The organism is Hallella sp., assembly GCF_037460745.1.
GTDB classification, from domain to species: Bacteria; Bacteroidota; Bacteroidia; order Bacteroidales; family Bacteroidaceae; genus Prevotella; species Prevotella faecis.
Genome location: NZ_JAXVAE010000167.1, coordinates 1 through 14,377 on the forward strand (window position 1 = coordinate 1; position 14,377 = coordinate 14,377).

General features: G+C 56.0%; 11 protein-coding genes. 10 read left to right on the forward strand and 1 reads right to left on the reverse strand.

The annotated features are described in order from the left end of the window. Positions 1 to 70: 70 nt before the first annotated feature. The 10 genes from WKK33_RS11045 to WKK33_RS11090 all read left to right on the forward strand — a co-directional run bounded on the left by WKK33_RS11045 (position 71) and on the right by WKK33_RS11090 (position 13,733). A complete protein-coding gene (locus WKK33_RS11045) occupies positions 71 to 2,689 on the forward strand; it encodes a hypothetical protein (protein WP_337933872.1) in 2,619 nt (872 codons plus the stop codon). A gap of 51 nt (positions 2,690 to 2,740) precedes the next feature. After that, a complete protein-coding gene (locus WKK33_RS11050; RefSeq protein ID WP_337933874.1) occupies positions 2,741 to 5,008 on the forward strand; it encodes a fibronectin type III domain-containing protein in 2,268 nt (755 codons plus the stop codon). Between the two features lie 40 nt (positions 5,009 to 5,048). Then, the gene (locus tag WKK33_RS11055) at positions 5,049 to 5,753 is read left to right on the forward strand and encodes an Ig-like domain-containing protein (protein ID WP_215759904.1); all 705 of its coding nucleotides are present in this window, start codon (positions 5,049 to 5,051) and stop codon (positions 5,751 to 5,753) included. Between the two features lie 67 nt (positions 5,754 to 5,820). After that, positions 5,821 to 8,010, forward strand: a complete 2,190-nt coding sequence (locus WKK33_RS11060) for a hypothetical protein (protein WP_337933876.1) — start codon at positions 5,821 to 5,823, stop codon at positions 8,008 to 8,010. Between the two features lie 846 nt (positions 8,011 to 8,856). Continuing rightward, positions 8,857 to 9,384: a DUF177 domain-containing protein gene (locus WKK33_RS11065; protein ID WP_215759899.1), complete on the forward strand. Its 528-nt coding sequence runs from the start codon at positions 8,857 to 8,859 to the stop codon at positions 9,382 to 9,384. A gap of 14 nt (positions 9,385 to 9,398) precedes the next feature. After that, positions 9,399 to 9,584 (forward strand): 50S ribosomal protein L32, encoded by a 186-nt coding sequence (gene rpmF, locus WKK33_RS11070; RefSeq protein WP_215759898.1) that lies wholly within the window; start codon positions 9,399 to 9,401, stop codon positions 9,582 to 9,584. Next, positions 9,584 to 10,603, forward strand: coding sequence for a beta-ketoacyl-ACP synthase III (locus WKK33_RS11075; protein WP_215759897.1), 1,020 nt, complete (start codon positions 9,584 to 9,586; stop codon positions 10,601 to 10,603). Before rpmF ends, WKK33_RS11075 begins: the two co-directional genes overlap by 1 nt. A gap of 198 nt (positions 10,604 to 10,801) precedes the next feature. Then, on the forward strand, positions 10,802 to 11,719 hold the full coding sequence (gene era / locus WKK33_RS11080; protein WP_337933877.1) for a GTPase Era: 918 nt from the start codon (positions 10,802 to 10,804) through the stop codon (positions 11,717 to 11,719). A gap of 126 nt (positions 11,720 to 11,845) precedes the next feature. Continuing rightward, on the forward strand, positions 11,846 to 13,159 hold the full coding sequence (gene der / locus WKK33_RS11085; protein ID WP_215759895.1) for a ribosome biogenesis GTPase Der: 1,314 nt from the start codon (positions 11,846 to 11,848) through the stop codon (positions 13,157 to 13,159). Positions 13,160 to 13,337: 178 nt separating this feature from the next. Next, positions 13,338 to 13,733, forward strand: a complete 396-nt coding sequence (locus WKK33_RS11090) for a hypothetical protein (protein ID WP_337933881.1) — start codon at positions 13,338 to 13,340, stop codon at positions 13,731 to 13,733. 206 nt (positions 13,734 to 13,939) lie between these two features. Here the strand turns inward: WKK33_RS11090 and WKK33_RS11095 are convergent, their stop codons facing one another. Beyond that, positions 13,940 to 14,197, reverse strand: a complete 258-nt coding sequence (locus WKK33_RS11095) for a hypothetical protein (protein ID WP_337933879.1) — start codon at positions 14,195 to 14,197, stop codon at positions 13,940 to 13,942. Positions 14,198 to 14,377 lie beyond the last annotated feature (180 nt).

Below are 14,377 nucleotides of genomic sequence, written 5' to 3' on the forward strand. Positions count from 1 at the left end.
GGCGGTCATTAGAAAATGACAAGAAACTTTTTCTAATGACCGATTTGGGTTTAAGAAGCCGGGCGACAAGATGATATGGCGACAGTATGTGTATGACAAGAAGGACGGACGCCAACTCTACTCCACCAAGGACGCTGTGGTGAAGACGATGACCTCGATACTTCCCGCTTCAAAGAAGAAGGTGGTTAGTTGCAACATCATTGCCCCGGAGGACGGCCTTAGCGATGTGTCGAATGGCAGATATGATGTCGACGTCGACCTGAGCCTCGACTACATTACCACGAGGACTATGACGAGGAAAGAAATGGTGGAGAAGGAAAAGACGTCTCCAACCTCGTTCACCCTGTTGCTCACGAAGGCCAATGGAGGCGCCATGCCTACCCAGCAGGCCATCAACACTTGGAGGGAGTTGGTACCCGACATCAGGCAGTATATGAACGCTCATGGTGCTTCCTCTTCGGGCAGTTCGTCGAGCTCGTTGCCTCCCTCAAGGGCAACGGCCGGCATGACAGGCACGAGCGGGGCGAAGGGTGCGGGCAGCACCGTGAACGGTCAGAAGGTTGGCGGCACATCATCGAAGTTTGGTGCCACGTCGCCATCCGGTAGCAATACGGCTATTGACAAGAACCGAAAGCAATTGGCGGAGACTTTCTATAAGCAGTGGAAGTCGCGTGGTCTGGTCGATAACGAGATCCGTAAGATCCTCGACGGCCTGGCAAGCAATGCCAACATGTACACCACTAAGAAGTTTACGGCCGAAGAGGAGATTCCTTACGAGGTTGTCGACACCATCAACCTGGCATACCTGCCCCTCACCATAACGTCATCCTCATGGCAGGGCGGCGAAGACCTCGGTGGTTATACGACGCAGTATGAGAAGCCGTTCGTCACGTCGCGCCTCATCGACTACGAGGTGAACACCCGTAAGTACGACTATTTCCCCAACCACACCGACTATTCGGCGATGCTCGTCAATGATGTCAACGGTTATTGGATCCAGCGCGACCCCTTCTTCTACCTCAGCTGGTTGAGCAACTTCGCTTTGGTAGGTGGTTGGCGAGCCCAACTGTTGAAGTACAACATCGGCGTTACCACCACCGAGTCGTTGTTGGCAGTGGGTAACGGCGGCTTGTATGCCGGCTTGCTTGGCCGTAATGGCTCACGCAATGTGTTCCAAGGCGCCAAGGATCTCTTCAACACCCTGGTTTACTGTCCTGAGCGCGACTACTTCCCCGTTCGCGAGTTGGACAAACCTGAGGAGGATGTGGCTCTCGTGGGCAACTTCCGTATGGGTGGCGTTAATGTTGGAATGCTACACGAGCGATTTGCCCGCTTGTCTTCAGAGGCTTTACGCAACATCACGGATGTGTATGGTCTCGCAAGACGAGTCAGCGTCAGCTTGCAGAGCGAGATGACCCGTGCGAACAGCCTGTTTAAGCAAAAGGGAAAGCTGAAGAATCTCGTTTCCAGTTATCTGGAAGAGCGCAACGGCTTATACATGAACGTGAACACCGATAAGCAAGACAGCAGCTTCGTTGCTTCGACAAGCTTCTCGTTCGTCAGAAAGTACGCCAAGGCGTCGGTGCCGTTCTATCAGATGGCGCTCACCACGTACCTGCTCGATCCGAACGACATCTTCGAGTTTGAGGGACAGTCGAAGGAACTGGTCGACCGATTCGCCCAGGACAATCAGAAGAAGGTGTGGACAGCGCTCGCCGACGAGACCTCTGCCGATTACCGCCCGTTCGATTATGCCAAGGCGCTGAAGGGCATTAACTACGTGAAGGTGCAGGCATACCGTGTCAACACGTTCGACCTCAATAGCGGCGAGTATGTGGCCATCCCCGACCTGTACGACATGACGAAGGGACGCTATAAGAGTGTCATGACCTACAACGCTCCTGTGGTGAACATCTTGTTGCGCTCGGCCTTCGACGACAAGCCAGAGGGCTTTGTGCCGACCACGGTGGCCGACCTCAACCGATTCCCCAACGATGGTGGCTTGGTGATCAGTAGCCCAACAGGCGGCACAGGCACGACAGGCGGCACAGGCACGACGGGCGGTACAGGCACGACGAACAAGCCTGTAGGCTCAAGTTCCGCTTCCAAGCAAGACTTCCTGATGAACAACACCAAGACGCCTGGGCAGATCAGGAAGGAAATGGAACTGGAGGAAGCGTTAGACTGGCTTAAGAACCACAAGCTTGACGCTGATGGCAACTGGGTTGACAAGGACGGCAACAAGTATGATAAGAATCACAACTTGATAGAGTCGGCTCCCAAGACCGACGAGGCTCCGATCAGGAAGCCTGTCACTGTCACACCTACGCCGCCCACTACGGTGGAGAAGGTTGGCACCCTGACGAGGGGCGACATTGAGCGCGCCGACGCTACGAAGCAGAACCGTGAGTCGGGACCGATCAACACCGAGACGGCCGACACCACCTCTACATCGAAAGTGGAAACAGAGCGACCCCTGAAGCGCGTGCCGACCGGCACCATAACGGGCACGTCGACCGGCACCAGCAGTTCGAGCTCAACGTCGGGCAGCACGTCGACGGGTGGCGCAACGTCTAACACCACAAATACGCCGACGAAGAAATCTACGACCACCACGCCGGTACGGAAGGCGGCCACCGGTTCTTCGACCACGACCTCCACGCCCACCCGGCGTAAACGCGTCAGATGACGAGAATATCCTATCCACTAACATCAAAGTAAACATAAAAAACAACGGATTATGAAAAGACACAAGGTCATAGCAACACTTCTGGCATCGCTCCTTATGGCGGTGTCGGCATCGGCCATCCTTGCGCCCGGTCGCGCCAACAGGTCGTCGGCCGAGGTGACCGATAGCCAGAAGGACAGTAGCATCTTCGTGCTGAAGCCCGACTCGGCCCATGCCACGCCCGTGAAGGCGAAGCCCGCAGCCATCAACCTGCTGGCGCGCTGCTACGGCGACAGCATTGTGCTGCGCTGGGCGCCCGAGGACTTCGTGACGTGGAACTACCTCAACCAGGTGGGCTACAACCTCTATCGCATCTACACCGACAAGAGCGGCCAATACCACGACGACCTCATTGCCAAGGGCATACGCCCGCAGACGCTTGAGCAGTTGCGTGCCCGCTATCCCGAGAGCGACTCACTGGCCTTCGTGGCCGTGGGCATGCTCTATGGCAAGGGCGAGGTGATGCCAGGCCAGACGCGCGAGCCCTACGGCGCGGTGGGTGCCATGCTCGAGGTTTACGACGATCAGCAAACCAAGTTTGCCTTCGCCGAGATGGTGAGCGAATGGCGTCCCGACGTGGCGCAAGCCATCGGTCTGCGCTATGTGGACCGCGACGTGAAGCCCGGCGTGCGCTACGAGTATATCCTGCAGCCCGCCAAGCGCGATCCGCACGGCCGTCTGCCCATCGCGCCCGGACAGGTGGAGGTTACCTGCACCAAGTATAAGCCGATGACCTACACCCCCGCTTACAGCGACTCGGTGGGCAAGGCCCTGAACGTGTTGCTTCGCTGGGAAGACGCCGTCAACTCGGCCTTCGAGGTGGAGCGTCGCCTGGAGGGCGAGACGGAGTGGCAGCGCCTCACGAAGCGCCCCTACACCTCAGCGCTCGACTTGGGGCTTACACAGGAGAACACCAGCCGCTATGCCGACGTGGTTGAGAAGCCCGGCGTGTACGAGTATCGCGTGCTGGCCTACGATGCTTTCGGCGACCTGCTCGTCAGCTCCACCACCCATAAGGTGCGTGTGGGCGACCTCGACGCCCCGACGGCACCCGTCGTTCGCCGCATCCTCATCGACCGCGATGGCAACCCCGACTCCCTGCAGACCATCACCGCCCACATCGAGGTAGAGAAGCCCTATGTAGAGGACGACTGCATCGGCCTGATGCCCCTTTACTACAACGAGCGCTACACCGGCAAGCAATGGAAGCGCCTCACCGAAACGATGTATAATCCGCACGACACGGTGCTTACCGTCGACGTGACGGGCTTGGCAACGGGCATGCTCACCATTGCCGCCGTCGACACCGCCGGCAACATGGGCTACTCCATGCCCGTGCAGCTGCGCATTGAGGACAAGAAGGCTCCCGAGCCTCCCCTCAACTTCAAGGCCACCGTGGAGCCCAACGGCCGCATCCACCTGTCGTGGTCGCCCGCACCGCAAGACCGCGGCGACATAGCCTTCTACGAGGTGGCGGCCGCCAACGACTCGACGCATGAGTTCATGATCATCTCGCCGCAGCAGATGCGCGACACCACGTTCACCGACTCGGTGGCCGTCGATGTCAACCAGAAGTACATCTACTACCGTGTGCGCGCCACCGACTACGCCTCCAACATCGGCCGTTACACCGCCATGTTGCAGGTGGAGCGCCCCCACTTGCTGCCGCCCACGCCTGCGCACCTCGACACCCTCGTGGTCGACACCGCCGGCATACACCTCTGCTGGATAGTGGGCGCCGACAAGGCCATCATCCTCCACAACGTGTATCGCCGACTGGAGGGCCAGGCCGACTGGGAGCTCATCGCCTCTTACGAAGCCGATCAGGTGGCTGCCAACGATTACCGCATGTGCGTCGACGACAACCCGCCGTTCAACAACCAGCGCCGCTACGAGTATGTCGTGGAGTCGTTCAATTCCACCGGCATCAGCTCCGGACCGAGCCTTGTGGTGTCGGCCATGAACGACCGCAACACCGCCGTCGACGTGACGCTGAAGCTCATCGGACGCTACGACGCCAAGGCCGGGCGCACCCGCCTCTCGTGGGACTGCCACGGCCAGCAGCCCGAAGGCGAGCGCTATTGGGGCGTGTATGTCCGCAAGCCGGGCAGCGACACCTTCGAGTATCTCATCTCAGAGGACCTCAACGATCTGATGCACTCCGACCGTGTGTTGTCGGCAGGCGAGAGCGCCGACTACTATGTGGTGCTTCTCTATTCCGACGGACGCTCCAGCAACCCCTCGAACATCGTGACGGTGACAGCGCCCACGAAACAATAAGCTACAATCCCTATCTCCAAACCACTCACATCTTGTCGATATGAAGCTACAACATCTATCCTCGTCATCGCTGAGCCTGGCACGTGTCGCGGCGTGCTTGCTGCTCACAGCCGCAGCCCTGTGCTCGTGTGGCGACTTCTACACCTACGAAGAGGATGACTCTCAACAAAAGCCCACCATGGTGCTCTATCGCGACACCATCGACATTCTTGCCGGCGACACATGCCGCCTCATAGCCTTCGTGATGCCAGCCGTCTCGGGCGACGTGGGCGTGGAGTGGGAGAGCGACGCCGACTCCATCGCCACGGTGACCGGCGACTCGCTCTTGGCCCTCAAGGCCGGCGTGTGCAAGGTGGTGGCGCGGTCGGTGGTCGACGCCACCGTGGCCGACACCTGCCTGGTGAGGGTCGTGGGCCCGTGGCGCGACCAGAAAGGTGAGTATATGAACGAGACGGTGGTGTATGCCGACATCAGCGTGCACGGACGGCAGCCCAGCGACATGCTGCTCGTGGGAGCTTTTGTGGCGGGCGAGTTGCGTGGCGTGCCTGTGCGTCAGGAGTGGAAAGGAATCCCCTACTATGTGTTTCGCATTAGTGGCCGCCGCGACGTGGTGCTGGGCGAAACCATCAAGTTTCGAGCCATCGACCGCTCCACGTTCAAGCTCTATGAGTTCGATTATGAGGTGGAGTTCGACGGACAGAGCCACGGCACCCTGTCGAACCTCGTCAGCTTGAGGATCGACTGACGCGTCGCTATCCAGCGTTAGCCCCTCACCCTTCACCATTCATTAACCCACACACAACAACGACAATATGAAACGACTGCATTACCTTCTCCTGCTCCTTGTGGGCTTGCTGGCCTCGTGCTCACTCTCCTTCGACTCGCTGGTCGATGAGCCGACGGCCGACGACGATGGCATAGAGAACAACGGCGACGGATTCACGGCGCCACGCCACGTGAAAAGCTCGACGCTCAATGCCCAGTATCAGTTTAACGAGGATGTGATATGGCTCAACCACGACAACTACAAGGGCTACATCGCTGAGATCAAAGACTCGCTTGTGAGTTTCAGCACCAGCATGCCCAAGGAGTTGCTGCCCCAGACGGGCGAGGTGGTGTACCATGCCGCCGACTCGCTGTTTGCTGGCATCGCCATCGAGGCCGAGCGCGTGTTCAAGGAGGGCGACCAGTATAAGTGTATCGGTAAGAGCGTCGGCACCAAGCGTGTGTTCAAGGTGCTGAAGTTCGACCTGAGGACCCGCCTCCCCGACGAGTCGTTGGCCAAGCAGTATCTTACGCGTGGCCGCCCCTCAGGCACGCCTGTTCTCGACAAGACCTTTACCATTGGGTATGCTGCCGACAGCAAGAATCTGCCACCGATAACCACACCTTATGTGTGGACCGGCAATTTCAAGAAGAACCATGAGTTCAAGGCCCGCCTGAGGGCTTACTGCGACGCCCACTACGACGACAGTGGCGACGGCATGGACTTCTGGTTGAAGACCGATTATGTCGTTACGCTGGAGCAAGCCATCAATCTCACAGGAACAGGCACCCTCAACACCAGTTTGCTGGGACCGTTCTCGGTGGAGCGCCCGCCATGCATTCCTATTCCCTCCATGAGCGTCGATATTATTCCTTTCGTGTTGTCGATCGGTTCATCGTTCCAACTGGAGAGCGAAATGGGATTCGACCACATAGATAGGACCTGGACTGATAAGGGAGAGTTGATCTTCGGCATGGAGGTGGGTAAGCGGAGCTATGAGACCTTGCCCTATCTGAAGTTTAGGGATAGCCAGTTCACAACCAGTTCGACCGACACCCATACCGGAAAACGAACCTTCGACAAGGTGAACTTCACCTTTGGCTTAAATCTGTCGTTTGTATCGGCTTTCGGCGTCTCGCTTTTCGACGGTGGCCTGGGTGCAACAGTCAGCGTGGAGGATGCGTTTGCCGAGAACTTCAAGTGCTCGAAGCGCGAATGGCAGAACCCTAACAGCATTAAGCTTCCCTATAGCTTCTATGAGTTTACGGCCGGCAACGATGTCACCAAGCGCAGCGTTGGCCTGGAAATCTTTAAGGTGCAGAATGTTGCTATAGTGACCAGCATGTTCAACGCTTATGGCATCAACGACAAGGTGCCGACCGTGGTGAAACTCATACCCGGAGTGGGAAGCGTGTTTGGAAACATATCCCTGCTGAAGGACAAGCTCCCCACCAAGACCGAATACTATTTCCCCACAATCAAGGAAATGTCGGTGGCACCCGTGTCGAGTGGCACGAGCAACGCCACGAGGTTCGAGGGACACGTGACGTTCCAAAGGGCAGGGCGCGAGAAGATAGAGCCCAACCACTTCTCCGACCTGTGCCTGCTCATCAGGAAAGGCACCGCTATCGTGAAGATGGTGAACCTGGCTCCTGGAATGAACTTGGAGAAGAACAAGAAATACCCCATCAAGTTTGATGTGGAAAACTTTGACGAGAGCGAAGACTGGAGCGCTTTGGTAACCGTGGTGGAGCACGATAAGAAGCGAATGTTGGAAGTGGAGGAATACAAGCTCTACAAGCCGGAGGAGGGTGCCCGGGTGAAGCAGCTCACCCAATACATGGGCAGAGAGAAGTATGAATACTACGAGTATGGCTTCATGACCGAATGGGAGTATGTGGGCATGAAGAACTATTATCGCAAGGGAATGCGTGTGAAGCTCTATGATGAGTGGGGCAAACTCCTTACCACCCGATATTTCACCTCGGCGAATGATAAGCCCTGTATGTTTGTGGCGACCTATTTCGAATGTAACCTGCCCATGAAGTTTACCGTAGAGGTGGCTGCTGGTATATATGAGGACTTCATGTCGACCAATAAAGACTTCGACAAGACTGTCAATCCGAAATATGTGAAGCGCCTTCAGCTGACGCCCGACTTCGGTTATGACGCTGTAGCTGAAGAATTTTCCGATATGGAATATCGTATTGGCGACTATATGGATAGCGAAGATTAAGGTTGGGCTCATCGGTCGTCCGTTGTTACATTGCCCCGCTACGGTTTATGCCGTAGCGGGGTTTTGGTGGCTCTTTGTGGGGTTTACGGCACCTATGCCTTGTTGGGTGAGGGTGGAAGGATGGTGGGTTGGCGCAGCAGATTGTTGGATATTATTGCTGAAAAGTTGTGTCGGGATTATGTGCGAACCAGCGCGCGAAAACGCCGTTTTTGCGGGATGGGCGCTGCTAAAATGAGCGTAGCGGTTGCCGTTGGGCATGTATCGAGTTGCGAAAGATGGCTAACCGTGCCTCCATTGGGAAGGTCTCGTCTTGCCGATGGGCATCTTTGGCGTTGCGAAAAGGCATCTTTCGCAACGCCAAACACCCAAAATTATCAGCCGAACATTGCGCTAACCATGCAACCCGCTGACCGCCAATCTGTTACAAAAACCCGCTGAGAATCGCGTATTTGCGGCAAATCTTTGCGTCGTGGAAAACAAACGTGTAGATTGATGTATAGATTGTTGCGTATTTTGAGAAGCGAAAACCATTGGGAGCGTGCGCCGGTTGATGCCTGCCCCCTATCGGTTCATGATGGTGGTGCCAACCGTTTGTGCCGCCCCATGAGGCAGGAGGGGTTGGCGTTCAGGAAGGCCCCACCGCCGGGTGGAGGAGCATGGCCCAGTGGGGCTATTATGTATAGGAGCGCGTAGGAGTGTAGAGGCGTGGAGGAGCGGCCGTTGAGGCTTTCGCGAGGCCGATAAAGGGGTGGAGGATACGATTTTAGCCCATTAACATTCAACTTTTTGCCAAAAATTGTTTTTATATCAGGGAAAAGTGGTAACTTTGCAACCCAAAGTGTAGATATGCCAAGTTTAGAGAAGTTTAAGATCGACTTGAAGAGCCTTCCCGAGGGCGAGACCGTAATGGAACGCGACCTCGGTGATGATTTCTTTGCATCTATCGACGCTCCCGACGTGAGGAGCGGCCAGTTGCACAGCACACTGACCATCCACCGCCGCGACAACCTCTTTGAACTGCTTGTCGACACTGCCGGCACAGTGACGGTGCCCTGCGACGTTTGTCTCGACGATATGGACCAACCCATTGAGACCCACGACAGGCTCACCGCTCAGCTCGGCGACACCGGCTCGGAGGACGACGACGTGGTCACGGTAAGCGAGGAAGAAGGAATACTCGATGTGGCGTGGTTCGTCTACGAGTCCATAGCGCTCAGCATCCCGCTCAGGCATGTGCATGCACCTGGAAAATGCAATCCTGCCATGATGAATGTGCTCAAGGAACATTCGGCCGCCCGAAGCGGTGACGAGGATGGAGAGAAAGCCGTGGATTCCCGATGGGCGGCATTGAAAGATTTAAAAATAACAAATTAAAACTATTATTTAAAATGGCACATCCTAAAAGACGTCAGTCAAAGACACGTACACTCAAGCGTAGAACCCACGACGGAGCAGTAGCTCCCACATTGGCTGTTTGCCCCAACTGCGGCGCTTATTACGTTTACCACACGGTTTGCCCCACCTGCGGCTACTATCGTGGCAAGGTAGCTATCGTTAAGGAAGCAGCTGAATAATGGGTAAGGTCAACGCGATTATCACCGGCGTTGGCGGCTATGTGCCCGACTACGTCCTCAACAACGAGGAGTTGTCGCGCATGGTCGACACCAGCGACGAGTGGATACAGACGCGTGTGGGCATCAAGGAGCGCCGCATCCTCACCGAGGAGGGTCTTGGCACCAGCTACATGGCGCGCAAGGCCGCCAAGCAGCTCCTGCAAAAGACGGGTGTCGACCCCGACACCATCGACGCACTTATCGTCACCACCACCACGCCCGACTATAAGTTTCCCTCCACGGCCAGCATCGTGCTCGGCAAGCTGGGATTGAAGAACGCTTTTGCGTTCGACCTCTCGGCAGCGTGCTGCGGATTCCTCTATACGATGGACATGGCGGCCTCGATGATTCAGAGCGGACGCTACAAGAAGATCATTGTCATCGGAGCCGACAAGATGTCGTCGGTGGTCGACTATACCGACCGCCAGACATGCGTGCTCTTCGGCGATGGCGCAGGCGCCGTGCTCATGGAAGCCACCGAGGAAGAGGGCGTCGGCGTGCAGAGCTCGTTCTTCCGCACCGACGGCAAGGGCTTGCCTTTCCTTCACCTGAAGGCTGGCGGCAGTGTTTGCCCACCCTCACATTTCACCGTCGACCACCGACTGCACTACCTCTATCAGGAGGGACGCACCGTGTTCCGCTATGCTGTGACCAACATGAGCGACGACGTGATGGAGGTGATGAGGCAGAACAACCTCACGCCCGGCGATGTCGACTGGGTGATTCCCCACCAAGCCAACCTCCGCATTGAGGAGGCCGTGGCCAAGCGCGCGGAAATCGACCCGTCGAAGGTGCTCATCAACATCGAGAGGTATGGCAACACCAGTTCGGCTACCATCCCCTTGGCGATGTGGGACTTTGAAGATCGGTTCAAAAAAGGCGACAAACTCATCCTAACAGCTTTCGGTGCGGGATTTGTGCACGGCGCAGCCTATTACAAGTGGGCATACGACGGAGCTGCCGTAGCCGGAAAGAAATAATAGCGATCGAGCAACACCGACAACATAGTCAGGAAGTTCAGAAGTCCAGTCATTCCAACAAGCAATAGCCTCGGGCCGTAGGCCAAGGCGTTGTGACTGAGCTTCTGGACTTTTGTCTTCTTATCACACCCCTCACTTTTACGCTCTACACCCCATCAAACCCAATACCATCACCCCTATCCAATATTTTACATACGCATGCACAAAGCAGGATTTGTAAACATCGTGGGCAATCCCAACGTTGGAAAGTCGACGCTGATGAACCAGCTCGTCGGCGAGAAGTTGAGCATTGCCACATTCAAGGCCCAGACCACACGCCATCGCATCATGGGCATCGTCAACACGGACGACACGCAAATCGTGTTCTCCGACACCCCCGGCGTGCTCAAGCCCAACTATAAGATGCAGGAGATGATGCTGCAGTTATCCGAGTCGGCCCTGGCCGACGCCGACACGCTGCTCTACGTCACCGATGTGGTGGAGGACCCTGAGAAAAACATGGAGTTTCTCGAGAAGGTGCGCACGATGACCATCCCCGTCATTGTGCTCATCAACAAGATTGACGAGTTGGCCACCACCGACGCGCCCAAGAAAGGCGCGCCCAACCCCACGCAACTACTGGGCGCACTGGTGGAGAAGTGGAGCAAGCTGTTGCCCAACGCCGAGATACTGCCCATCTCCGCCAAGAACAAGTTTGGCATCGACATGCTCATGAAGCGCATACGCGAGCTGCTGCCCGAGAGCCCCGCTTATTTCGATAAGGACCAGCTCACCGACAAGCCCGCCAAGTTCTTCGTGTCGGAGATTATCCGCGAGAAGATCCTGCGCTATTACGACAAGGAAATACCCTACTCGGTGGAGGTCGTTGTGGAACGCTTCAAGGAAGACGACACCCACATACGCATCAACGCCGTGATCTATGTGGAGCGCGACTCGCAGAAGGGCATCATCATCGGCCACCAGGGCGTGGCGCTGAAGAAGGTGTCGACCGAGGCCCGAAAGAGCCTTGAGAAATTTTTCGACAAGAAGATTTTCCTCGAGATTTTCGTGAAGGTCGACAAGGATTGGCGCAACTCCGACCGCGAGCTCACCCATTTCGGCTACAATCCCCAGTAAGGAGTGGCCACACGGGCTGCCATTTCCGGTGGCTTGGCGCGCACAGCCTTGGGCAACAACAACGGATGGACCGACGTTCCATGCGGCGCCCGGGCTTCATTGACAAACAAAATAATCTGAACGAATATGCCAAACTTAGTAGCGATAGTTGGACGGCCCAATGTGGGCAAGTCCACGCTTTTCAACCGTCTGACGCAAAGCCGCAAGGCCATCGTCAGTGACACAGCCGGTACCACGCGCGACCGCCAGTACGGCAAGTGCCAATGGAACGGACAGGAGTTCTCCATCGTCGATACCGGCGGATGGGTAGTGAAGTCCGACGACATCTTCGAAGGTGCCATCCGCGAACAAGTGAAGGTGGCTACCGAGGAGGCCGACCTCGTGCTCTTCCTCGTGGATGTGGAGACGGGCCTCACCGATTGGGATGAGGACGTGGCCACCATTCTTCGCCGCGCCAAGCTGCCCGTGATCCTTGTGGCCAACAAGGTCGACAACAGTGGTGAGGCTTACGAGGCCGCCGAGTTCTACAAGCTCGGACTGGGCGACCCCCAGTGCATCAGCGCTGCCACAGGTGGCGGAACGGGCGACCTGCTCGATGTTGTGGTCGCTACGCTGCCCAAGGAGGCCAAGGAGATTGTGGACGACGACATTCCCCGCTTCGCCGTGGTGGGACGTCCTAACGCCGGTAAGTCGAGCATCATCAACGCTTTCATCGGCGAGGACCGCAACATCGTGACCGAGATTGCGGGCACCACGCGCGACAGCATCTACACACGTTTCAATAAGTTTGGCTTCGATTTCTACCTCGTCGATACGGCGGGAATCAGAAAGAAGAACAAGGTCACCGAGGACCTGGAGTTCTACAGTGTGATGCGAAGCATCCGTTCCATCGAGAACAGCGACGTTTGCATCCTCATGGTCGACGCCACACGTGGCATCGAGGCGCAGGACATGAACATCTTCCAGCTCATCCAGAAGAACAACAAGAGCCTCATCGTGGTGGTCAACAAGTGGGATCTTGTGGAGAACAAGGACCAGAAGGTCATCGACACGTTTAAGAACGCCATCTACAACCGCATGGCCCCGTTCGTGGATTTCCCCATCATCTTCGCATCTGCGCTCACCAAGCAGCGCATCTTCAAGGTGCTCGAGACCGCCAAGGAGGTGTACCAGAACCGTCACATCCACATCGGAACCACGAAGCTCAACGAGGTGATGCTGCCCATCATCGAGCAGACGCCGCCACCGTCGACCAAGGGTAAGTATATCAAGATTAAGTATTGCTCGCAGTTGCCCAACACGCAGATCCCGTCGTTTGTGTTCTACGCCAACCTGCCGCAGTATATCAAGGAGCCTTATCGCCGTTTCTTGGAGAACAAGATCCGCGACAACTGGTCGCTCCATGGCTGCCCCATCAACGTCTTTATCCGACAGAAATAAGGAGGCCGCAGGTCTCTGCCGCGCCGTCCGTAGCCCAAGAGGGTGGGACGGCGCGTTGCGTTGAGGCCCGTAGAGTGGCCCCGTGGAGGAGCCGAACCTACGCCAGGTGTTATGAGAAACCGACCGACCGAATGGCGTTCAGGCGGTCGACACTTAGGAGAACCCGATTGTTCGAATGATGAAAAAGCTACTTCTTTTATTTCTTCCTCTGTCGCTTCTCGTGGCCTGCGGCGAGTCGACGGGGCCCGATGCGAGCGAGCTGGCAGCCCAGTCGGCGAAGGTCTATTATGAGCAACTGCTGCAGGGCGACTATGCCAGTTTTGTAGACGGCACTTATCGCGCTGACTCCATCCCCAAGAGTTACCGCGAGCAGCTCATTGCCAACGCAAAGATGTTTGTGGGACAGCAGAAAGACGAGCACCACGGCATCAAGGAGGTGCGTGTTGTCAGGGCCACGGCCGACACGGCGCGCCATGTCGCCACCGTATTCCTCGGGTTCGTTTATGGCGACAGCCTGAACGAGCAAGTGGTCGTTCCCATGGTGGAGCGGGGTGGCGTGTGGTACATGCGCTAAGGCGAAACTCGGTCTAATGGCCGATTGGGATAAACCAGCAGGCGGGCGCTTTTAGAATGGTCTAAAAGCGCCCGCCTGTATTGTGGGGTGTGGCAACCCCTTGCGGCTGCTACTTGGTAACTATCCGAAACCAGGCGCCTTGCACATCAACTAAAACCTGGTGACCTTTGCATCCCAAAAAGACTATGAAAGTTTCTGTTATAGTCCTACTCAAAGTATTTATCTATGATGTTTATCTGTTCATTATTTAGAATAGAATACTGAACATATCGGCTGATACCTATTGATTCCAGTTCATTATATCCAAGTTCTTCGCCTTCATACATGGCTGCAACAGGAGTGAACTCAAAACAATCATTATCAGGAACAAATGGAGCCAACCAACATTTTTCGTCTTGTCTTGGCACGCTTGTGTTGGTTACTTCTAATTTGTATCTGATTTGATAATGTCCTTTACCTGACATAAAAAGATACACAATGTCACCTACATTAAGTTTTTTGCCAGACTTGCGCCAATAGATCTTGCCGTATAAAGCAACACTCTTTGTATGATCAAGGAATTTTTCATTTCCTTTAAGAAATACGTGCTTAATTGTAACTATTCAGCGAAAGGGCATGGCGGGGTATCAAGCCTCAAATAAGGC